A 23150-nucleotide genomic window follows, 5' to 3' on the forward strand; every position below is an offset into this window, starting at 1 on the left:
GAGAGATTTTGAAAATAACTACATTAGTTGAAAATACTAAAATATCAGAGGAATATGAAAATAAACATGGCTTATGCTTTCATATAAAAACAGATAAGCATAATTTACTTTTTGACTTAGGACCTAAAAAGGTTTTTATAGAGAATGCTAGAAAATTAGGAGTAGATTTAAAAGAGATAGATACAGTTATAATATCTCATGGACATTATGACCATGGTGGTGGCTTAGAGGAGTTTCTAAAAATAAATGATAAGGCGAAAATTTATATAAATAAAGAGGCTTTTAATGAATACTATCATATCTTTGGTGATGTTAAAAAATATATAGGGTTAGATAAAAGTTTAAAAAACAATCCTAGATTAATATTAACTGAAGGTGATTTGAAAATAGATGAGGAATTATATATTTTTTCTACAGTTAAAAAAGTTCATAAATCATCTGATTTTAACAGAGTTTTATATAAAAAAGAAAATGGAATTTATTTAGAAGATGATTTTATTCATGAACAAAATCTTATTATTTCAGAGAATAATTTAAAGGTTTTAATGGGTGGCTGTGCCCATAATGATATAAGAAATATTTTAGATAGGGCAGAAGAAATCGCAGGAAAAAATATAGATTATGTAATAAGCGGTTTTCATGTTTTTAATCCTAGTACAGGAGAGATAGAAAGTGATTCTTTTATAAATACTTTAGGAGAGGATTTAAAGAAAAGAAATAGTAATTTTTATACATGCCATTGTACAGGACTTAAAGCTTTTTATATGTTAAAAGAGATATTAAAAGATAAAATTTATTATATTTCTTCAGGAGAGATTTTAAATATATAAAATAAATGTTGAAAATTTAACTAAATAAAAAGATTTACATGGAAAAAAAATTCATTATAAATCAAGAATATTTAGTTAATTTCTTAAAATTATTAATAAAAAAAGAATTTTTTAATAATAATCTTGACTATTTTTTAACATGTGTATTATAGTATAATTGTTGTTTAAAGAATATTAAAGTTTTATTTAAAATAATTGCATTTATGTCATAAAGTTTAAAGGGAGTTTAATTTATGGCATCATTATTAGCAGAATTAATAGGAACAATGCTACTTATCATACTTGGTGATGGTGTTGTTGCAAATGTAGTCTTAAAAAAGACAAAAGGACATAGTTCAGGATGGATAGTTATAACTACAGGATGGGCCCTAGCAGTAGCTATTCCAGCTGCAATGTTTACAAGTGTAAGTGGAGCTTTATTTAATCCTGCACTTACAATAGCTTTAGCAATAATTGGTCAATTTACATGGCAACAAGTTATTCCATACATAATTGCACAACTTTTAGGAGCTTTCTTAGGAGCTGTCATTGTCTACATAACTTATTATAATCATTTTGAAGAAACAGAGGACCAAAATTCTAAACTTGGAGTTTTTTGTACCATTCCAGAAATAGAAGACCACAAAATAAACTTTTTAACAGAATTTATAGGAACTTTTGTTTTAACTTTTGCTGTTTTAGGAATAGGAGCTCAAGAAATAGATTATGGAGTTAAGGTAATTATTGTAGGATGCTTAATATGGGCCATAGGTTTAAGTTTAGGTGGACCAACTGGTTATGCAATAAATCCAGCTAGAGACTTTGGACCAAGATTAGCACACTTTTTACTTCCAATACCTAGAAAGGGAAGCTCAAAGTGGGAGTATGCATGGATTCCTATAGTTGCACCAATAATAGGAGCAATTTGTGGAGCCTTAGTTTATGTAAATATATTTTAATAAGCTAGGTAAATAAATTTAAAATTATTATCTATATAAGTATATAGATAATAATTTTTTTTACTTATGAATATATTTTCAACTTAAATAGTATTATTTTTTAAAAAATCCATAAAATTAATACTATTAAAGCTCTTAAGAAAGGGAGGAAATATGGCAAAGTTATTAGATATTAGAGAAATTTTAGATTTAAATACTTTTCAAAAAATACAAGATGACATTTCTAAAGCTACAGAATTTGCTATGATTACAGTTGATTATAAAGGGGTACCTGTAACTAATCACAGTAGTTGTAGTGAGTTTTGCCGATTAATAAGAGAACAAAAGGAGTTTTCTAAGCTCTGTGAAAAGTGTGATTCAAGAGGAGGCTTAGAAGCTGCTAGAGAAGGAAGTTTTTATATATATAAATGTCATAGAGGGCTTGTAGATGTAGCCGTTCCTATAATAATTGATGGTCAGTATCTAGGAGCTGTAATGGTTGGGCAGGTTTTAGTTACAGATGAAGATGAACATGAATTAGAAGCTGTGTTAACTAAAGAATTAGAATATAAAAGTGATGTTAAAGATAAAATTATGAAAGCTTATGAAAAGATACCTGTTCTTAGTTTCGATAAAATAAAAGCTGTATCTGAAATGATGTCTCATGTAAGCAATTACATTGTAGAAGAGGCATTGCTTAAGAGAACTCAAAATGAAATATATACAAAGAATATAGAAATTGCAATGGCTGAAAGAAGTAAATTAGAACTTGAGGAAGAATATAAGGATTGTCAATTAAAGGCATTACAATCTCAAATAAATCCACATTTTTTATTTAATGTTTTAAATAGTATAGCTTCCTTAGCAATTATAGAAGAAGCCCCTAAAACTCAAGAGGTAATTTACAACTTATCTTATATATTAAGATATACTTTGAAAAAAGCTAATAAACTTGTAAGACTTAGCGAAGAAATAAATCATGTTAAGTCTTATTTAGAAATACAAAAGGTACGTTTTGGAGACAGAATACACTATAATATAAGTTTTGATGAAGAAGATTCTAATGTTCAAATTCCTTTTATGGCTCTTCAAGTTTTTGTAGAAAATGCAGTTTTACATGGAATAGAAGAGAAAGAACAAGGAGGAACTATAAATTTATCAGTTAAGAGCAAAGAAGATAAGTTAATAATTATAATTTCTGATGATGGCGTAGGTATTTCCTTAGAAAAATTATGTGAAATTAGAGAAGAAATAAAAAATAAGGATAAATTAGATTTAGATAAGGTTGGAATAAACAATGTAAATAAAAGAATGTTTCACTATTATGGAGAAGATTATAGTATAAATATAGATAGTAAAGTTAAAAATGGTACTAAAGTAGAAATTATAATACCTAGAAAACTTTAAAAAAGGAAGTGTATTTTGTGTTTAGTATAATGATTTCTGATGATGAGCAATTAGAAAGAAATGTTTTAACCTCTATATTGAAGAAAAATTCAAGAGTTAAGGATATAATTCAAGCTAAAAATGGAAAAGAGGCTTTAGAATTAAACAGAGAATTTAATCCAGATATAATAATTATGGATATAAAGATGCCAGGAATAAATGGCATTAAAGCCTTAGAGCTTATAAAAAATGAAAATTCTAATAAAGAAATAATAATGCTTACAGCTTATGATGATTTTGATTTTATACATAAGGTTTTAGTTTTAGGTGGTTCAGATTATATAATAAAGCCAGTAAAACCAGATAAGTTAATGGAAATTGTAAATAACATAATGGATAAAATTGAAAATAAGAATATAGAGATTGAAAATAAAAATAATACATATGATAGTTATTTAGAAAAAACTTTAACAAGTGAGAATAATTTAATAGATAAGGTAACTAAGTATATAGATGCTAATATGGATAAAACTATTAAATTAGAAGAATTAGCATCTCTTTGTAATTTAAGTCCTGGATATTTTAGCAGAGTTTTTAAAAAGGAAACAGGAAAAACTGTAATAACATACATAAATGAAAGAAAGGTTGAAAAGGCAAAGAAACTTTTAAAAAGAAGTAAAGAGCCTATAATAAATATATCCTTAGATTTAGGCTTTGATGATTGTGGATATTTTATAAGAGTTTTTAAAAAGATAACTGGTATAACTCCAAAGGCTTTTAGGGAAAAATAATTAATTATTAAATTAACAAAGAAGTGTTTTTATTAAGGTTTATTTTAGAGAAAAGCCATATTTTGAGGAATACATCATATAAAAATATAGTTATTAATAGGAAAATATAGTTAAAGTTTTAGTAAAGGTGTTAAAAAAATTATATTTAGGTAGGATTATTTTGATTTTTAAGAAATTAAAATCAAAATAATCCTATTTTTTATTCAAAATACGACAAGAATTTGACATAACAGATTAAAATTTTTCAATGGAATTTAATTAGAATTATATTAAAATCTAGACATAGACAAAAAATTAACAAATGAATTTTAATTTGAAAGTGAGGAGACGTTAAAGTGAAATCTAAAAGATTCCAAGTATTATCAGAACGTCCTGTAAATCAAGATGGACTTATAGGAGAGTGGGCTGATGAGGGCTTAATAGCTTTAGATAGTCCAAATGATCCAAAATCATCAATAAAAATAGAAAATGGAATAATTACTGAATTAGACGGAAGATCTAGAGATGAGTTTGATATGATAGATAAATTTATAGCTGAGTATGCTATAAACATAGAAGACGCGGAAGCATCTATGAAACTTTCATCTAAAGAAATAGCAAGAAGATTAGTTGATATAAATGTTAGTAGAGATGAGATAGTTAAAATTACAACTTCAATAACACCTATGAAGGCTGTAGAAGTAATTCAAGAAATGAACGTTGTTGAGATGATGATGGCTCTTCAAAAAATGAGAGCTAGAAGAACACCTGCTAATCAATGCCATGTAACTAATGTAAAGGACAATCCAGTTCAAATAGCAGCAGATGCGGCAGAAGCTGCTTTAAGAGGATTTGCAGAACAAGAAACTACAGTAGGTATTGTAAGATATGCACCTTTTAATGCTTTAGCTATATTAGTAGGTTCACAAGTAGGTAGAGGCGGAGTTTTAACTCAATGTGCAGTTGAGGAAGCTACAGAACTTGACCTTGGTATGAGAGGACTTACAAGTTATGCAGAGACAGTTTCAGTTTACGGAACAGAGTCAGTATTTACAGATGGAGATGATACTCCATGGTCAAAAGCCTTTTTAGCATCAGCTTATGCTTCAAGAGGACTTAAAATGAGATTTACATCAGGTTCAGGTTCAGAAGCCTTAATGGGATATTCAGAAGGAAGATCAATGCTTTACTTAGAGTCAAGATGTATATATATAACTAAGGGTGCAGGAGTTCAAGGATTACAAAATGGTGCAGTTAGCTGTATAGGTATGACAGGTGCGGTTCCATCAGGAATAAGAGCAGTTCTTGGAGAAAACTTAATAGCAGCAATGCTTGATATAGAGGTTGCTTCAGCAAATGACCAAACATTCTCACATTCAGATATAAGAAGAACAGCAAGAATGTTAATGCAAATGCTTCCAGGAACAGACTTTATATTCTCAGGATATAGTGCAGTTCCAAACTATGATAACATGTTTGCAGGTTCAAACTTTGATGCAGAAGACTTTGATGATTATAACATACTTCAAAGAGACTTAAAGGTTGACGGTGGATTAAGACCAGTTACAGAAGAAGAAACTATAAAGGTTAGAAATAAAGCAGCTAAGTGCATACAAATAATCTTTAGAGAGTTAGGCTTCCCAGAGGTTACAGATGAAGAAGTAGAAGCTGCAACTTACTGTCATGGAAGTAAAGAGATGCCAAATAGAAATGTAGTTGAAGATTTAAAAGCTGCAGAAGAAATGTTAGAGAGAAGAATAACAGGATTAGATATAATAAAAGCTTTAAGCAAAAATGGTATGGAAGATATAGCAAACAACCTGTTAAATATGCTTAAGCAAAGAGTTACTGGAGATTATCTTCAAACTTCAGCAATTTTAGATAAAGACTTTAATGTTATAAGTGCTGTTAATGATGTAAATGACTATATGGGACCTGGAACAGGATATAGACTAGATGGTGAAAGATGGGAAGAAATTAAAAAAGTTCCTACAGTAATGAGACCAGAGGATATAGAGTAGGGGGAGAATGTCAATGGAAGAAAGAACTTTTATACCAGAAATAACAGTTGAAGAAGTTGGAGAAGCTAAGGTTGGTTTAAGATCAGATGAGGTTGTTATTGGATTAGCACCTGCATTTTTAAAATACCAAAACAAAACTATAGTAGATGTTCCTCATACTGAAACTTTACTTGAAATTATAGCAGGAATAGAAGAGGAAGGATTACATGCTAGAGTTGTTAGAATATTAAGAACTTCAGATGTATCTTTTATAGCTCATGATGCTGCTTGTTTAAGTGGGTCAGGTATAGGTATAGGAATACAATCTAAAGGAACTACTGTAATACATCAAAAAGATTTATTACCTTTAAACAACTTAGAATTATTTTCACAAGCCCCACTTTTAACACCAGAAACTTATAGATTAATCGGAAAAAATGCTGCTAAATATGCAAAAGGTGAATCACCAACACCAGTACCAGTAAAAAATGACCAAATGGTTAGACCTAAGTTTATGGCAAAGGCAGCTTTATTACACATAAAAGAAACAAAACATGTTGAATTAGGTAAAAAACCAGTTCAATTAGAAGTTGAGTTTTAGTTAGAAAGGATTGAAATCATGGAAAATAAGAAGATGACTGCGGCAGATTATCCTTTAACTTCTAAGAGAAAAGAAGATATAAAAACTCCTACAGGAAAAGCCTTAGAAGATATAACTTTAGAAAAAGTTTTAAGTGGAGAAATCAATGCAGAGGATATAAGAATTTCACCAGAAACTTTAGAGATGCAAGCTCAAATAGCTGAAAGTATGAATAGAGATGCTATAGCTAGAAACTTTAGAAGAGCTGCAGAACTTATAAGAGTACCAGACGATAGAATATTAGAGATGTATAATGCTTTAAGACCATATCGTTCAACTAAAGAAGAACTATATAAAATAGCTGATGAGCTTGAAACAAAATATGAAGCTAAAGTTAATGCTGATTTTGTTAGAGAAGCTGCTGAAGTTTATGAAACTAGAAATAAATTAAGAATAGAAGAGTAAAATCAAGAGGTGAAAAGATGAAAATCATAGCAGGAATTGATATAGGAAACTCTTCTACTGAAACTGCTTTAGGTAAGGTTTATAAAGATAAAGTTGAATTTCTGTCTAGTGGGATAATTCCCACTACAGGAATTAAAGGAACTGAAGAAAATATAAGCGGAGTAATTTCTTCTTTAAACCAAGCTTTAAGAAAAGCTAACCTAACTTTAGAGGATTTAGATTTAGTAAGAATTAATGAAGCAGCACCAGTTATTGGTGATGTTGCTATGGAGACTATAACAGAAACTATAATTACAGAATCAACTATGATAGGACACAATCCATCAACACCTGGAGGATTAGGAGTAGGAATTGGAAAAACTATAAGATTAGAAGACTTAGAAAAGTTAAATCTTGAGGAAATAAAAGATGAAAATGCTTTTATTCCATTAGTTTTAAAAAACATAAGCTTTTTAGAAGCTGTTTTTAAGATGAATCAAGCTACTAAAAGAGGAATAAATATAACTGCTGCTATTATACAAAAAGATGATGGTGTCTTAATAAATAATAGATTAAATAAAAAGATACCTATAGTTGATGAGGTTTCGCTTTTAGAAAAGGTTCCTGTAAATATGAAGGCAGCTGTAGAAGTTGCACCTCAAGGTTCTGTAATAAAACAGTTATCTAATCCTTATGGAATAGCTACTGTATTTGATTTAAATCCTGAGGAAACTAAAATGATAGTTCCTATATCTAGAGCTTTAATAGGAAATAGATCAGCTGTTGTAATTAAAACTCCTCAAGGGGATGTTAAAGAGAAGAAGATACCAGCAGGTAAAATAAATATAACAGGAATTAGAAGAAAAGAGTCTGTTGATGTTGAAGAGGGAGCAGATAAAATAATGGAGGCTGTTAGTCTTTGTACTCCTATAGAAGATTTAAGAGGAGAGGCTGGCTCTAATGTTGGAGGTATGCTTGAGAAGGTTAGACAGGTTATGGCTGATTTAACAAATCAAAATATTTCTGACATAAAAATTCAAGATTTATTAGCTGTAGACACATTTATACCTCAAAAGGTAAAAGGTGGTCTTGCTAAGGAGTTTTCTATGGAAAATGCTGTAGGAATAGCTGCTATGGTTAAAGCACATAAACTTCAAATGCAAATAATAGCCAATAAACTTGAAGAAAAGTTAGGCGTTCCTGTAGAAGTTGGTGGAGTAGAAGCTGACATGGCAATAAGAGGAGCTTTAACAACACCAGGTACTAATACACCTTTAGCTATTTTAGACATGGGTGCAGGGTCAACAGATGCTTCTATTATAAATAAAGAAGGAAATATAACTTCAATACATTTAGCTGGTGCAGGTAATATGGTAACTATGCTTATTAAATCAGAATTAGGTATAGAAGACTTTAGTCTTGCAGAAGATATAAAGAAATATCCTTTAGCTAAGGTTGAAAGTTTATTCCATATAAGACATGAAGATGGAAGTGTAGAATTCTTTGAAAAACCTTTAGATTCTTCAGTTTTTGCTAAAATAGTAATCCTTAAGGAAGGAATGCTTATTCCTGTAGATGGTCAAACTTCTATAGAAAAAATAAAGAATGTTAGAAAAACAGCTAAGGAAAGAGTTTTTGTAACAAACTGTTTAAGAGCTTTAAAAAGTGTTTCTCCTACAGGAAATATAAGAGATATAGAATTTGTTGTTTTAGTTGGAGGTTCTTCTTTAGATTTTGAAGTTCCTGAATTAGTAACAGATGCTTTATCTCATTATGGAGTAGTTGCAGGAAGAGGAAATATAAGAGGTTGTGAAGGACCAAGAAATGCTGTGGCAACAGGATTAGTTTTAGCCTTTGACAGAAAGGGTGTCAAGGAAAATGATTAAAGATTATAATCATCCAAGTATATTTATATATACTTCTTTAGATATAAAAGAAGATTATATAGAAGAAATTCTATGGGGAATAGAAGAAGAAGGAATTCCTTTTACTATAAAAAATAAAGATTTAAAAAGTGCTAAGGAGCTTGCTAAATTAGCTTCTGATGATTCAAAACTTTCAGTAGGTATAGGAGTTAATAAAGAGGGAAATGTAGCCTTAACTATTAACAAGCTAAAGCTAGAAGAACCACTATTTTATATAAATATAGAAGAGGGAAAGGTTTGTTTAAGAAGTTTAGGAGCTAATGCAGCAAGATTAGTTAAAGGAATGCCTTTAAAAAATATTTAAATGAGAGGTGTTAACATGAATATTTATACTAAAACTGGAGATAAAGGAACAACTTCTCTTTTTGGAGGAAGTAGAGTAGATAAAAATGATTTAAGAGTAAATGCTTATGGAACTATAGATGAATTAATATCATTTATAGGTGTAGCTTATGCTGAACTACCTGATGAAGAGGAGAAGAAGGAACTTAAAAAAATACAAAAGGAATTGTTCATGTTAGGAGCCGAGCTTGCTAGTGATGAAAAAGGTCTTGAACTTTTAAAGGATAAAATTCAATTTGAACATATAGAATATTTAGAAAAGCTAATAGATAAATATATGACAATTGCAGGACCTTTAACAGAATTTGTTATACCAGGTAAGAATAAACCTTCAGCTAATCTTCATGTAGCTAGAACTGTAGCTAGAAGAGGAGAGAGAATAATGATTTCTTTAAATGAGGTTCAACCTTTAAGAGAAGAGATTAAAAAGTATATAAACAGATTATCAGATTGTTTATTTGCTATAGCAAGATATTACGAAGAAAAATAATTAAATTTTAAAGGAGGAGAAAATTATGAAAAAATTAAATGATAAAAAAGAGTTAAGCTTAGAAATAGTTAAAGAAATGGCTAAAGCTTCAGAAGCTAAAGCTTTAGAATTAAATGTTCCAGTTATCTTTGCAGCTGTTGATTCAGGAGCTAATTTAATGCTTATGCACAGAATGGAAGATGCTTTTTTAACAAGTATAGACATAGCTATAAATAAAGCTTATACTGCAGCTTGTTTAAAACAAGGCAGTCATGAAATTGCACAATGTGTTCAACCAGGAGAAAGCCTTTATGGACTTCAATTAACTAATAATTGTAGAATAGTTCCATTTGGTGGTGGATTCCCAATTATAGTTGATGGAAAAGTTGTAGGTGCTGTTGGAGTAAGTGGTGGAACAGTTGAAGAAGATATGGCTATAGCACAAGCAGCTGTTGATTGTTTCAACAATAAATAATTATTTAAAAAGAGGTAATAATATTTAATACTTAATAAAGTTTAAATATTAAAATATATTTTAATACATATAAAATGTTTAAAAATGGAGGAAAATGAAATGAGAATGTACGATTATTTAGTACCAAGTGTAAACTTTATGGGAGCTAACTCAATATCAGTAGTTGGTGAAAGATGTAAGATATTAGGTGGAAAAAAAGCTTTAATAGTTACAGATAAATTCTTAAGAGGATTAAAAGGTGGAGCAGTTGAATTAACAGAAAAATACCTAAAAGAAGCTGGTATAGAAGTAGCTTACTATGATGGTGTTGAACCAAACCCAAAAGATACAAATGTTAGAGATGGTTTAAAAATATTTAAAGATGAAAACTGTGATATGATAGTTACAGTTGGTGGCGGAAGCTCACATGACTGTGGTAAAGGTATAGGTATAGCTGCAACTCACGAAGGAGATCTTTACGATTATGCAGGAATAGAAACTTTATCAAATCCACTTCCTCCAATCGTAGCAGTAAATACTACAGCTGGTACTGCAAGTGAAGTAACTAGACACTGTGTTATAACAAACACTAAAACTAAAGTTAAATTTGTTATAGTAAGCTGGAGAAACTTACCTTTAGTATCAATCAATGACCCAATGTTAATGGTTGGAAAACCAGCAGGATTAACAGCTGCAACAGGAATGGATGCATTAACTCATGCTGTAGAAGCATATGTTTCAAAAGATGCTAACCCTGTAACAGATGCTGCTGCAATTCAAGCAATAAAATTAATATCAAATAACCTAAGACAAGCGGTTGCTTTAGGAGAAAACTTAGTAGCTAGAGAAAATATGGCTTATGGTTCATTATTAGCTGGTATGGCCTTTAACAATGCTAACTTAGGATATGTTCATGCAATGGCTCACCAATTAGGTGGATTATATGACATGCCTCACGGAGTAGCTAATGCTATGTTATTACCACATGTATGTAAATATAACTTAATTTCAAACCCACAAAAATTCGCTGATATAGCAGAGTTCATGGGAGAAAATATAGAAGGATTATCAGTAATGGATGCTGCTCAAAAAGCTATTGATGCAATGTTCAGATTATCAACTGATATAGGAATTCCTGCTAGATTAAGAGATATGGGCGTTAAAGAGGAAGACTTCCAATACATGGCTGAAATGGCTCTTAAAGATGGTAATGCATTTAGTAACCCAAGAAAAGGTAACGAAAGAGAAATAGTTGAAATATTTAAAGCTGCATTCTAATTAAAATAAATTTTTAATAGTCTAAGTAAAATAAAAGACATAGATGCAATAAACTTTATATAAACTTATAAAACAACAATAAAATTAATTAAATTAAGATATTATACCTATAGATTATAATACTTAAAGTGATTTTTCATAATATATAAAGAACTCTCTTAAAATTTAAGAGAGTTCTTTTTTATGCTAAATATTTTTAGTGTAAAAATTAATGTTTTATTAAAAATAATAATAAATTATTAAATAAATTAATAAAATTAATTGATTTTTAATAATAATTATAGTAATATATAAATGAAAATGAATTTCAATAACACATAAAAGGAGAAATCAATGGAATACTTAATTTATTCATTAATAGCAGTAATAATTTTAGCTATAGGACTAAATAATTTTTTTAAAAAGAACAGCAAATATTTATATTCAGTAGCTCTGTTAATAAGTATAGTTGTTATATCTTATGAGTTTTACAAACTATGTACAGGCTTTAAATTAACAGGGATAGGCTTTGTACTAGAAAGAAGTTTTATGAAAGGCTTTGTTTCTACCTCATTATTTATACTAGTGATGTTTGCAGGAGTTTTAAATAAAAGATATGAAATTACAAAAAGACTTCTAAGAGTAAGAGGAGAAATGGCAATCTTAGCATCTATATTAATTTTACCTCACTTTATAATTTATACATATAAATTCATTCAAAAAATTATTCAAGGTAAGGTATTAACTCCTTTATACATAGCTTTTATAATAGTTGGGTTAATAGCATTTTTAATAATGATACCTTTATGCATAACTTCTTTTACGAAGATAAGAAAACTTATGATACCAAGCAAATGGAAGAAGGTTCAAAAAGGAGCTTACATATTTTATATTTTAATATATATACATATAATTCTTATTTTATTTAATAAAAAGACATTTAACTTAAACTCTGTCATATTATACTCTGTTATATTTTTAAGTTATTTTATATTAAAATTATTAAATAATAAAAAAACATATAAAGCATAATTGTAATATTTTCATACTTCCTTTATAGTAATAATTAAGTTTATTATAAAGGAAGTTTTTATTTTAATTATAATAATTAGGAGGAATTATATTGGAATTTAGAAAAGCAAAGCTTACTGACTTAGAATATATTACAGGCATAATAGAAGAAGGTAAATTATATTTAAAAGAAAACAAGGTAGACCAGTGGCAAGATGGATATCCTAATAAGGAAATATTAAAAGAGGATATAGAAAGTGGGGATAGTTATGTTTTACTTAAGGAAGGAGAGATAGTTGCAACCTTTTTAATATCTTTAGAAGGGGAAAGTACTTACAATTTTATTAAAGATGGAAAATGGTTAAGTGATAAAAATTATATAGTACTGCATAGGGTAGCTATTTCATCTAAATATAGAGGGAAAAATGTTTTTAAGTTTTTAATAAATAAAGCTGAAGAATTAGCTATTAAAAATGATATATATAGTATAAAGATAGATACTCACAGAGATAATAGTATAATGCAAAAAGCTCTTTTAAAGAATAATTTTGAAAGATGCGGAATAATCTTTTTAGAAGATGGAAGTGAAAGAGTAGCTTTTGAAAAATTGTTAAAAAAATAGATAGCTTTAAAAGCTATCTATTTTTTTATAATTTGTTTTTAAGGAGCTGGTATATTTGGAACTGTTACAGTTACTGGTCTAAGTTGGAAAACAGATATAACTAGATTTAAATTTAATTTTTCAACTACAGTATCAAATAAGTCCTTATTAGTAAGAGAACAGTTAGTTTTGCTTATAACAGCTTCATTAATAGTGTATCTATCTAATTCACAAGAAAATGGCTCTTGTAAAACTACAGTTTCAGAAAATAATCTTTCACAATCAGATTCACTCATAGTTCCATTATCACAAGGACCCATACAGTTTTTCAATATCGCTCTTTCAGTATCAGTTGTAGGCGCAACTATGTTTGCGTTAGTTAAAGTTAAAGGAACTGAAAAACTGAAATTAACTTTAGCTGTTAAATCCTTATAATCATTTCTCATTACAATACATTCTTCACAAGGTTCTTTAGAATCTTCTTCAGAAATTGGAGTAGCATATTGAACATTTTTTAATATATATCCTTCTACAAATAATTGTCCAGTATTTTTAGGTGTTGCTGAAATAGGAACAACATAGCATTGAGTTAAAACTAATCTTCTAGATATGCCTTTTATGCTATAAAAGCCTTCAGGAATAGTTATTGAATTAGTTAATGGATGATTTATATTAACAGAAGATACTCTAACTAAAGCTTTAGCATTTCCTACATTAGTAGGGTTTGTACCTAAAGTTGTAGTAAAGTTATCAACATTAACTTCTATATCATTAGAGCATACAGGAAAATTTTTCTCACAGCAAGAACTCATTAAATTTCACCTCATAACATAAAATTTTTATTATTAATCTTATGTTATATACTATTCAAGGCCATTATAAAAAGTGATATTTTTATAAATAAATTTATACAAAATCATACAATTCTAGAATATAATTGACTATTAAAGACATTCTTAACTCTTTTATTAAAGAGAGAGAGTTTTTTGATGACTCTTTTTTTGTATATTTAATATCTTTAGTAAAGTTTACTTTTTTTAATTTAATATTGTTTTCATCAAAGTAAATTTTTTCTCCTTTTAAAGGACTTTTAAAATTCACTCTTAAAGAACTTTTAAAGGGAATAAAAATTAAAGAGTTCATTTCCTTAGAAATAAGTGGGAGTGAATTGTCTTTAGTTATATTATAGAAAAGTTTAACTTCTAATAAACCCTCAATATATAATGAGGCCACATTTCTATTTAGAGAGTCTAAAATTAGTGAAATTGATTTTATAGAAAGATTGTTTTCAATAGAGTTTATAAAAATAGCAGGTTTTATAAATTCTAAATCACCTTTAAATATATCAACTAAGGAAAAAGAAGATAAAAAAATAGGGAATTTAGGCAAAGCTTTATTATAAATTAAGCTTTCATAATTTTCTAAGGAAACATTTTCTACACTTAAAGAGTATGTAGAAGCCTTTAAGTGAGATAATGATGTTTTGATTTGACCCCTATTTTGAGATTTGGTTATTTTTTCTTCCTTTTCTATAGTTTTGATATTTAAAGGGGAATCAGCATTAGTATTATTTTCTTTAATTATAAGTAGTAGTTGACAAAAGAGTAATGTAAAAATAATTTTAGTAACCTTAAGAGAAAGCAAATCTTTGCTATATAAAACAAATATAGATAAAATATACTTTAAATTCATTAAATTAACCTCAAAAAGTATTTACTAAATAAATATTTATAAATTTTTAGAATTATTAATATCACTTATAAATTTTAAGTTTTATTAGTCTTTAAATATTTTAACATTCAAGGTGTTTTTTATCAGATTCAATTTCTTTATTAAGGAAATAAGATATTACAGTTCTTATAACAACTATAGAGGCTAAAACTATAATGTCGTGAAATGTAGGATTTAAGATAGATTCTATTATATCTGCACAAATTAAAATTTCTAAGCCAAGAAGAATATAAGTTCCTAAACAGTTTTTTACTATGGTAATTTTTTTTACTGCTTCTATTCTGTTTTTAGCTTTAATTTCATAGATTATAAAATCCTTTACAGTTAAGATAACTCCTAATAAAAGAACAACTATAGATACAATATTTATAATCCATATAGCAACTTCTAAAATGTGTCTAAACATAAACAAATTCCTCCTTTTAAAATTTAATAAAAAATATTTTTTATTAAATTTTATGAGGATTTAAGAGGATAAATTATATAATACTTTTAATGTTTTTTTAAATATTTATAAGAGATTTTAAAATAAAAAAAGTACTTTAAAAAGTACTTTTTATAATAAACCAGAATCCTTAAGTTTATTTATATTTTTATCTATGTAACTTAATGTGCAAAAATCTCTATCTATTGTTTTTGAAGAAAGATTAAGACCTTCTATAAGTAAACTTTCCTTATGATTTTTAAGTAGTCTTATAACACTTATAGTATTTAATTTTCCTTCTTTTGTATCTAGAACTCTAGAGTTTTTTATATATTTATTTTCTAAAGCTTTTTCTAAAGCTTCTTTAAGAGAAGTGCTTATAGCTATTTTAGGTATACTTTCATAAATTGTAACCTCTTCCTTATTAAATTTTAAATTATTAGCTTTATCTAGCTTTGTATCAATAAAAATTACATTTTCAAAGGTTGCACCTAAAAAGTCTGTACCTTCTAAATTAACTCCTTCAAAAACTACATTTTTAAATTTAGCTTTTTTAAATTTACTTTTTTTAAGGTTACTTCCTATAAACTCTGTAGAGTCAAATTTACATTGGAAAAAATCACAAGACTTAAAATGAGCTCCTCTAAAACTTGCATAACTAAAATTAGAAGAGGAAAAATCACAGTTATAACAATTTGCTCTTTTAAAGTCCATATACATAAAGTTTTTATTTCTTTTTTCTGCTTTATTGTATTTGAAAATATTTGTATTTTTTTTATCTTGTGTCATAAATATAGGTTACTAAATTATTAATAGTAACAAATGCACCACCTTTCTAGGATTTTTATTTTATTATATAATATTTATTTTAAAATATATATTAAATACTTTAGTCTTTTATTTAAAAGGCAACTTAAATAAAAATTTAGTTGCCTTTTTTTCTAAAGCTTAAGGTCTTCTTCTATTTTTTTTCTAACCTCTTCATCAAAATCATATATTCTGATGTAAGATTCGCTTATAGAATGCATAAATTTTTTATATTCATCTATATTCATAAAGGATTTTTTTGAAAGATTTAAAGGAATTACCTTACTTTCTGATATATATTCTTTTACATTTACAGTTAATATTATTATTCTTAAAACATCACTTGCATTTAAATACTCTAATAACCTAAGAGGGATATCTTCAAAGTATAGTGCTTCAGAGGCTATTAAGGAAAGAATATTCCTTAGCTCATCTTTAAACTCTAAAGGTTTAATGTTTAAGTTCTCTACAAAATCATCTATATTTTCCTTGTTTTCATAGACTTTATCTAAATGTTTTTCTAAGTATGCCTTAATAAAAGCAATTTCACAATTTGAATTTTTCTTTAGACAACAGTTATAAGAAGATAAGAATATAAGTGAAGATATAAAATTTAATAGATTTAGATTGTACTTAGATAAGAGTTCTTTATAAGATGCTTTAAAATCTTTATAGTAATCTTTTTTTAAAGTTGAGTTTTTAAATATAGAACAGTGTTTAAAATAGGAATTAGGGTTATTGTTAAACCAGGTTCTAAAATCCTCTTTATTATTTAGAATAAATTCTAAGATTAATTCTACTTCATTTAAAAGTCTTTTAAAAAGAGTTAATTGTTGAAGTTTAAAGGAACAACCACTTAAGGTGGTAGAAGCAACCCCTGAAAAATCAGTGTTTAATCCTTCTAGTATCATATTTTTTTCACCTAATTTTTCATAAAAAAAGGTGGAAATATTATTATTTGATAATCTAAAAATAATATCATCTAAGGCTTCATTATTAAATAAATTTTTTTCCATAAAGTCCTTCAATAGATTATAAAATCATTAGATAATATCTACCTATTGAGTGCTCCTCCTTTCTAATATTAAAGCAAATATTCATATTATTATATGCATAAAAATAAAGATTTGTTTATAAAAGGAGCTTCTTTAATTAACTTTATAAGATTTTTAATGTTAAAAAAGTAGAGCTTGGAATCCGGCGAAGGACTAAACCAAGCTCTACAAGAATTAGCACTATACGTACCAACTGCTTAATAAGGATAACATTTAAGGTGTAATTTTGTCAAGAAAAATTTAGTTTTAAAGCTTTTTATAAACCTTAAGACCCTCTCTTATTTCTTCAAGAGCCTCTATTTTAAGTTCAGATTTTTTTCTTATATGCTTTAAAAAAGCTGATTCTAAAGTTTTCTTTTCTGTATTTGATAGCTTATCCCATATTATTTTAGGGAAAAGATCCTTTACTATGAATTTTTCTCCAGAATTTATATAGCTTAATAGATTAACTGCTTGTGGCAATATTGCATTCATAAGAACTCCCCCTTAAAATTTTAATTACTAAATATATTATATGATTCATTATATTTTTTAGAACTTATATTTTTAATAAGGATTAAATTAAATTTAAGAAGAAGTTAAGGAGAGTAAATTAGTATAGTTTAAATAGCTTTATTTAGTGTATAATAACTTATATATTTTTAATAAACTAAATAAAATTTTAATAGTGTAATTTAAAGAATTTTAATTATATATTTAAATTAAATATTGGAGGAAACTAATGAGCAAAAAAAGAGTAATAGTAATTGGTGGTGGACCAGCTGGAATAATGGCAGCTTTAAAAGCTTCTAAAAATAATGAAGTTTTACTTATAGAAAGAAATGATGATATTGGAAAAAAGCTTAAACTTACAGGAGGCGGAAGATGCAATATAACTAATAATAGAGATATTGAGGATTTCTTTGATAAAATAGTTACAAATAATAAGTTTTTATATAGTGCTTTATATAATTTTTCGAATATTAATCTTTTAGAGTATTTAAGTGAAAGAGGATTAGAATATAAGGTTGAATTAGACCAAAAAGTTTATACAAAAAGTGATACTGCTGAAGAAGTAATAGGTATTTTTAAAAAAGAATTAAAAGAAAGTGGAGTAAAGACTTTATATAATACAAAGGTTTGTGATTTTTTAATAGAGGATAATGAAATAAAGGGAGTAATAACAGAGAAAGGAGAAAAAATTTTAGGAGATAAGGTTATAGTAACTACAGGTGGAAAAAGCTTTCCTAATACAGGTTCTGATGGTTTTATGTATGATGTGTTAAAAAAACATGGTCATACAATAACTAAAATACATGCAGCCTTAATACCTCTTGTAACTAAGGAGAGTTTTGTGAAAAATCTTCAAGGGGTAGCTATGAAGGATGTTGTTGTTTCAGCTAAGATAAATAAAAGAAAATATGAAAAGTTTGGTGATATGATTTTTACTCATTTTGGTGTATCAGGTCCTGCTATACTGAAATTATCATCATATATTACTAAGGCCTTAGAAAATGGGGAAGTATCTTTAAGTTTAGATTTTTTAAGGGATAAATCTAAAGAGGATATTTCAAAAATAATGAGAGAGAATAAAAATAAGACTGTATTAAATAATTTAAAGGGAATTCTTCCTCAAAATTTTTTAAAGGAAATTTTTGAACTTTTATCTTTAAGTGAAGTTAAGGCTAGTGATTTAAAAAAAGAAGATGAAAATAAAATAATAAGTTATATTAAAGATATGAAGCTTACTGTATTTGAAACTTTAACTATAAAGGCTGCACAAGTAACTTCAGGAGGAGTTAAAACAAAGGAGATAAATTCTTCTACAATGGAGTCTAAGCTTATAAAAAATCTTTATTTTGCAGGAGAAGTTATAGATATAGATGCAGAAACAGGAGGATATAATCTTCAAATGGCTTTTTCTACAGGCTATTTAGCAGGAAGTGATTTTTAAGGGGATTAAATTTAAATTTATCATATTAAATTTAATAAGTTTTAGTATTAAAAATTTTTTATAGGATAAATTAAAAAGAGAAATAAAATACCTTTAAAAGGAGAGAAGTAATTATGCTATATGACTTTAAAGTTAAAGATGTCTTAGGTGAGGAGATTCCTTTAAAAAATTATAAAGGAAAGGTTCTTTTAATAGTTAATACAGCTACAGGATGTGGATTTACTCCACAATATGAGGCCTTAGAAGCACTTTATAAAAAATATAAAGATAGAGGATTTGAAATTTTAGATTTTCCTTGTAATCAATTTTTTGAGCAGGCTCCTGGAAGTGATGAAGAAATTCAAAACTTTTGTAAAGTTAACTTTGGAACAACCTTTAAAACTTTTTCAAAAGTCTCTGTTAATGGAGAAGATGCTTGTGAACTTTATAAGTATTTAAAAAAGGAAGCACCTATGGCAAAGGAAGATACAAAGTCCTTAGAGTTTTATGATAAATTAAAATCTTTAGGCTTTGAAACAGAGGGAGAAGAGATAAAGTGGAATTTTACTAAGTTTTTAATTGATAAAAAAGGAGATGTAGTAGCAAGATTTGCACCTACCTTTGAACCTAAAGATTTAGAAAAAATTATAGAAGAATTACTAGAAGAATAAAAAAATACCTATGCTTTTTAGCATAGGTATTTTTTAGCTTCTTTATGATTTAAATTAAAGCATCTTAAAGAGGAATTATATTTTTTAATGCTCTAATTATATTTATTCCTAAAAAATCCGATAAAATAAGTATTATATTATATATAACTAATAAAAAGTTGAATAGCTTTATTAGTTTATTTATTATTTTTTCACTTTTTGAACCTGTTTTGATTTTAGCTATTTTAAAATTAGCCTTACAAGGATATAAAAGTTCTATTCCTTCAGAGGTAAGAAAATCTAAGAATAAATGAGATATATATCCTAAGACAAAGCCTATGGAAATTACTAAAAATATAATATTATAATTGCTTACATTTAATATTACATAGCAAAATAAGATTATTAAAGAAAGACAAAATAAGCTATGAGTAAAACCTCTATGTCTACATTTACTTCCAATATGTTTTGATAAGAAAGGATACATTTGACTAATTGATGATTTTCTTTGGTCTATATCAGGAAAGATTGAGCCTATGTAAGAAAAATGAAAAAACAAAGCTATAAGTAATATTTTATAAGCTATTTCATAAGGAAATAGAAATAAACTTAAAAGAGTATTTAGCATTAACAAGGAAATGCAAACCCCGCCTGTTTTATGTGTTTCTTTTGTCATAAAAACTCCTTTTAATTTAGTTTTCCTTAGTTTATATTAAAGATATTATCATAATATGCAAAGTTCATAAAGAAAAAAATAAAAATCCTAAAAAATAGAGTGGACAGTTCTATTTTTAGGATTAATAGTTATGGTGGTAATTTTATGTAAGGTTATTACTAAATTAAAATAATAAACTAAGTAAATAATTATTTATATCTAACTTTTAACTGTGGGATTAATAATTAAACATTAAAGGTGAAAATTAATAAAACAAAATCTATTTAAGTAAAATATCAATCTCTTTAATCAATTTATATAAAAATATAAATTTAAATTATAAGGGAGAAAAAGAGTTTGTAATAATTAATTTTATTTTAAAAATAAAATATTGTTTTAGTAATTTAACAGCTTTTATAAATAAATATTTACATTAGCAATACCATAAATGTATTTTATCAGTAATTTAACTCCTAGAAAATACACTTTGCATAACTGGTCAAAAAACATGCAAAACTGGTCATATTATAACTTTTGTAATCTTTATAATAGGGAAATTTATTATAATTATATTTAATAATATTATAAGGAAGTTATTTTAATAATATTTATATGATTAAATAGGATTATATATAAAGTATTAGTAATAAATTAAAAAATTGACAATGAGTAAAAAAAGTAATATCCTTAATTTTATGATTATTGCACAAAATGGAATGGAGTATATTTAAAGAGTTAAAGGGAGTAACTATGAATAAATATGATGTTTTAAAATTGGAAAATCAAATATGTTTTAGGTTATATGCAGCTTCAAGAGAAGTTATAAAAAAGTACAAGCCTATATTAGATAAGTATAATTTAACTTATACTCAATATTTAACTATGATTGTTCTATGGGAAAATGAGAAAATTACTGTTAAAAATATTGGTGAAAAGTTACATCTAGATTCTGGAACTTTAACACCACTTATAAAAAAGTTAGAAAAAATGGACCTTGTAATAAAATATAGGTCAAAAAAAGATGATAGGGTTGTTATAGTTGAATTAACAGAGAAGGGAAGAGAATTAAAAGATAAAATGATAGAAGTTCCAAAGAAAGTATTTTGTACTTTAGGAATGGATGAAAATCAAATTTTAGAACTTAAAAAAGATTTAGACATATTATTAGAAGCAATAAAATAAAAGGATGTATAAAAATACATCCTTTTATTTTATATTAAATTATTACTTTTTATCATCATCTTTGTTATTATTAACTTCTACGTCTATTACATCTACAGAATCTCCATTTGAGCTTATTTCTTCTACTTCTGTAACTGTTCCTTCAGAAGATAGAACTTTTTTTGATAAAACATTTTTTTCATATCTTCTATAGATTATCCAAGCTAATAGTCCAAATACTATAGGACCAGATACTTGGAACATTACAGCTACATAGTCTTTAGTTTCTGCTGTAAGAGGTTGTATAATTGTAAATACATTAGCAAATCCAACTGTTAAGGTTACTATTACAGACCAGATTAAAGCACTCTTATAGTTTTTATAAACTTCAAATGGTTTTGCAATATCTTTTTTCTTTTTAAAGAATGGGAATGCAAAGGATAAGAACATATAAGGTAAAGTCATAGCAACATTTCCCATAAGAATTAAGTAGTCGAAGAATTTAGATGAATCTTCTCCACCCATTGAACAACATAAAACAAATATAATAACTGTTATACATTGAATCCACATAGCTGTAGCTGGCATATTTTCTTTATTTAATCTTGTCCATTTTTCTGGCCATATATCTTTAGGTGTACCTTCTATTAATTGTTTTAATGGAGAGTAACTTAAAGCAAAGAATGCACCTATAAGTGCTAGGAACATTGAAAGTCCTATAAATCTAGCAAAGAAGTTACCAAGCATTGTACAAGCTTCTATGCTTAGTCCAAGTGCTTCACCTATATAAAAACCAAGGTTATTTACAATAATATAAGCTATATTAGCCATGTTTACATCAGGACCAGTTAAATCTCTATTCCAGTTTACAAAGAAACCAATACATAAAATACCTATAGCATAACCAATAACGATTACAAAAGCTGATATTTTTATACCCTTAGGGAAGTTCTTTTTAGGATTTTCTGTTTGGTCAACTAATCCACCTACAACCTCAATACCACCATAAGCAAAAATAGCAAAAACTACAAATCCCAGAACCCCTATAGGAGACTGATAGGCTGGATTTGGAGAATGAATAAATTGTTCAATATTAAATCCTTGTGCAGCTTGGAAACCGTTACTTGCAAGTACAAAGAATCCACCAGCTATTAAAACTATATTAGCTAAAGCAACAACAGTTCCACCTATAGAAGTAATTTTTGATATTTTATTTAATCCTCTAGAAGAAACAAATGTTATTGTAATTAATAATATTATAGCTAAAACAGCCATTGCACGAGGTCCTGTTAATCCAAAGATATTCCAAGTTGAAGTTGTATCTTTTCCAAAGAATACATTAGATAAAGGAATCCAAATAGATGAAGAAACTGATACCATCCATATTAAGTTTGAAGAAAACCACATAAAGGTTACTATAAAAGCAAATTTAGGGTTAACTGATCTAGCCATCCATGAATAAATACCACCCTTTTCTTTTCTGAAAGCTGCGCCATATTCAGCCATCATGAAAGCATAAGGAATAAAGAATAAAATAGCTGATAAAATATACCATATGATTCCACTATAACCCATAAGATAGAAAGTTCTTGGCATGTTAGTAAAGCCATAAACTGATGTGAAAATCATAAGAATTAAGGCTGTCAGTGTTAATTTGCTTTTTTCTTTTGATTCCATATAAAATCACCTCTCATATATACTTTTAAAATCTTATTTTTCTTAAGTATACAAATAATAAAGATTAAATTAAAGTAAAGTATCTTAATAAA

At 27.1% G+C, this 23150-nt stretch carries 25 protein-coding genes; 17 read left to right on the forward strand and 8 right to left on the reverse strand.

Annotated elements, in window-relative coordinates; all coding sequences use genetic code 11:
• The first annotated feature begins 8 nt into the window (after positions 1–8).
• The 14 genes from AC4FRL_RS01490 to AC4FRL_RS01555 all read left to right on the forward strand — a co-directional run bounded on the left by AC4FRL_RS01490 (position 9) and on the right by AC4FRL_RS01555 (position 13007).
• Positions 9–830 (forward strand): MBL fold metallo-hydrolase, encoded by an 822-nt coding sequence (locus AC4FRL_RS01490; protein WP_491138241.1) that lies wholly within the window; start codon positions 9–11, stop codon positions 828–830.
• Positions 831–1063: 233 nt separating this feature from the next.
• Positions 1064–1768, forward strand: coding sequence for an MIP/aquaporin family protein (locus AC4FRL_RS01495; protein ID WP_491138242.1), 705 nt, complete (start codon positions 1064–1066; stop codon positions 1766–1768).
• 153 nt (positions 1769–1921) lie between these two features.
• Positions 1922–3154 (forward strand): sensor histidine kinase, encoded by a 1233-nt coding sequence (locus AC4FRL_RS01500; protein ID WP_491138243.1) that lies wholly within the window; start codon positions 1922–1924, stop codon positions 3152–3154.
• A 17-nt stretch (positions 3155–3171) separates the two neighbouring features.
• Positions 3172–3924 (forward strand): response regulator transcription factor, encoded by a 753-nt coding sequence (locus tag AC4FRL_RS01505; protein WP_491138244.1) that lies wholly within the window; start codon positions 3172–3174, stop codon positions 3922–3924.
• 335 nt (positions 3925–4259) lie between these two features.
• Positions 4260–5924 carry a propanediol/glycerol family dehydratase large subunit gene (locus tag AC4FRL_RS01510; RefSeq protein ID WP_491138245.1) on the forward strand — a complete coding sequence of 555 codons (1665 nt, stop codon included), beginning with the start codon at positions 4260–4262 and terminating at the stop codon, positions 5922–5924.
• A 13-nt stretch (positions 5925–5937) separates the two neighbouring features.
• Positions 5938–6504: a propanediol/glycerol family dehydratase medium subunit gene (locus tag AC4FRL_RS01515; protein ID WP_491138246.1), complete on the forward strand. Its 567-nt coding sequence runs from the start codon at positions 5938–5940 to the stop codon at positions 6502–6504.
• A gap of 18 nt (positions 6505–6522) precedes the next feature.
• Positions 6523–6948, forward strand: a complete 426-nt coding sequence (locus AC4FRL_RS01520; RefSeq protein WP_491138247.1) for a diol dehydratase small subunit — start codon at positions 6523–6525, stop codon at positions 6946–6948.
• 17 nt (positions 6949–6965) lie between these two features.
• Entirely contained in the window at positions 6966–8813 is a 1848-nt protein-coding gene (locus AC4FRL_RS01525; protein WP_491138248.1) for a diol dehydratase reactivase subunit alpha, read from the forward strand.
• Positions 8806–9156, forward strand: a complete 351-nt coding sequence (locus tag AC4FRL_RS01530; RefSeq protein ID WP_491138250.1) for a glycerol dehydratase reactivase beta/small subunit family protein — start codon at positions 8806–8808, stop codon at positions 9154–9156. The genes AC4FRL_RS01525 and AC4FRL_RS01530 overlap by 8 nt, the downstream gene beginning before the upstream one ends.
• A gap of 15 nt (positions 9157–9171) precedes the next feature.
• Positions 9172–9684 carry a cob(I)yrinic acid a,c-diamide adenosyltransferase gene (locus AC4FRL_RS01535; protein WP_491138251.1) on the forward strand — a complete coding sequence of 171 codons (513 nt, stop codon included), beginning with the start codon at positions 9172–9174 and terminating at the stop codon, positions 9682–9684.
• Between the two features lie 25 nt (positions 9685–9709).
• On the forward strand, positions 9710–10138 hold the full coding sequence (locus AC4FRL_RS01540) for a GlcG/HbpS family heme-binding protein (RefSeq protein ID WP_491138253.1): 429 nt from the start codon (positions 9710–9712) through the stop codon (positions 10136–10138).
• A gap of 99 nt (positions 10139–10237) precedes the next feature.
• Positions 10238–11395 (forward strand): 1,3-propanediol dehydrogenase, encoded by a 1158-nt coding sequence (gene dhaT, locus AC4FRL_RS01545; protein WP_491138255.1) that lies wholly within the window; start codon positions 10238–10240, stop codon positions 11393–11395.
• Positions 11396–11728: 333 nt separating this feature from the next.
• The gene (locus AC4FRL_RS01550; protein ID WP_491138256.1) at positions 11729–12406 is read left to right on the forward strand and encodes a ferric reductase-like transmembrane domain-containing protein; all 678 of its coding nucleotides are present in this window, start codon (positions 11729–11731) and stop codon (positions 12404–12406) included.
• A 91-nt stretch (positions 12407–12497) separates the two neighbouring features.
• Entirely contained in the window at positions 12498–13007 is a 510-nt protein-coding gene (locus tag AC4FRL_RS01555) for a GNAT family N-acetyltransferase (RefSeq protein ID WP_491138257.1), read from the forward strand.
• 38 nt (positions 13008–13045) lie between these two features.
• Here the strand turns inward: AC4FRL_RS01555 and AC4FRL_RS01560 are convergent, their stop codons facing one another.
• The 6 genes from AC4FRL_RS01560 to AC4FRL_RS01585 form a co-directional block, all read right to left on the reverse strand.
• Positions 13046–13798, reverse strand: a complete 753-nt coding sequence (locus tag AC4FRL_RS01560; protein ID WP_491138258.1) for a DUF7852 domain-containing protein — start codon at positions 13796–13798, stop codon at positions 13046–13048.
• 94 nt (positions 13799–13892) lie between these two features.
• Complete coding sequence (locus AC4FRL_RS01565) at positions 13893–14678, reverse strand: hypothetical protein (RefSeq protein ID WP_491138259.1); 786 nt, start codon at positions 14676–14678, stop codon at positions 13893–13895.
• Positions 14679–14778: 100 nt separating this feature from the next.
• Positions 14779–15123 carry a DUF1622 domain-containing protein gene (locus AC4FRL_RS01570; protein ID WP_491138260.1) on the reverse strand — a complete coding sequence of 115 codons (345 nt, stop codon included), beginning with the start codon at positions 15121–15123 and terminating at the stop codon, positions 14779–14781.
• A gap of 150 nt (positions 15124–15273) precedes the next feature.
• Positions 15274–15930, reverse strand: coding sequence for a pentapeptide repeat-containing protein (locus AC4FRL_RS01575; RefSeq protein WP_491138261.1), 657 nt, complete (start codon positions 15928–15930; stop codon positions 15274–15276).
• Positions 15931–16082: 152 nt separating this feature from the next.
• Positions 16083–16964 carry a hypothetical protein gene (locus AC4FRL_RS01580; protein WP_491138262.1) on the reverse strand — a complete coding sequence of 294 codons (882 nt, stop codon included), beginning with the start codon at positions 16962–16964 and terminating at the stop codon, positions 16083–16085.
• Positions 16965–17249: 285 nt separating this feature from the next.
• Positions 17250–17477, reverse strand: coding sequence for a single-stranded DNA-binding protein (locus AC4FRL_RS01585; RefSeq protein ID WP_491138263.1), 228 nt, complete (start codon positions 17475–17477; stop codon positions 17250–17252).
• A gap of 247 nt (positions 17478–17724) precedes the next feature.
• Here AC4FRL_RS01585 and AC4FRL_RS01590 point away from each other — a divergent pair, with 247 nt between their 5' ends.
• Positions 17725–18936 (forward strand): BaiN/RdsA family NAD(P)/FAD-dependent oxidoreductase, encoded by a 1212-nt coding sequence (locus AC4FRL_RS01590; RefSeq protein ID WP_491138264.1) that lies wholly within the window; start codon positions 17725–17727, stop codon positions 18934–18936.
• A 113-nt stretch (positions 18937–19049) separates the two neighbouring features.
• A complete protein-coding gene (locus AC4FRL_RS01595) occupies positions 19050–19586 on the forward strand; it encodes a glutathione peroxidase (protein WP_491138265.1) in 537 nt (178 codons plus the stop codon).
• A gap of 64 nt (positions 19587–19650) precedes the next feature.
• On the opposite strand, the gene AC4FRL_RS01600 is transcribed toward AC4FRL_RS01595, so the two are convergent.
• On the reverse strand, positions 19651–20241 hold the full coding sequence (locus AC4FRL_RS01600; protein WP_491138266.1) for a metal-dependent hydrolase: 591 nt from the start codon (positions 20239–20241) through the stop codon (positions 19651–19653).
• A 729-nt stretch (positions 20242–20970) separates the two neighbouring features.
• On the opposite strand from AC4FRL_RS01600, the gene AC4FRL_RS01605 reads away from it, so the two are divergent.
• The gene (locus AC4FRL_RS01605) at positions 20971–21402 is read left to right on the forward strand and encodes a MarR family winged helix-turn-helix transcriptional regulator (RefSeq protein WP_491138267.1); all 432 of its coding nucleotides are present in this window, start codon (positions 20971–20973) and stop codon (positions 21400–21402) included.
• A gap of 42 nt (positions 21403–21444) precedes the next feature.
• Here the strand turns inward: AC4FRL_RS01605 and yjeM are convergent, their stop codons facing one another.
• Entirely contained in the window at positions 21445–23058 is a 1614-nt protein-coding gene (yjeM, locus tag AC4FRL_RS01610; RefSeq protein ID WP_491138268.1) for a glutamate/gamma-aminobutyrate family transporter YjeM, read from the reverse strand.
• Between the last annotated feature and the right edge of the window lie 92 nt (positions 23059–23150).

The organism is Clostridium sp. TJA032 (assembly GCF_058310275.1).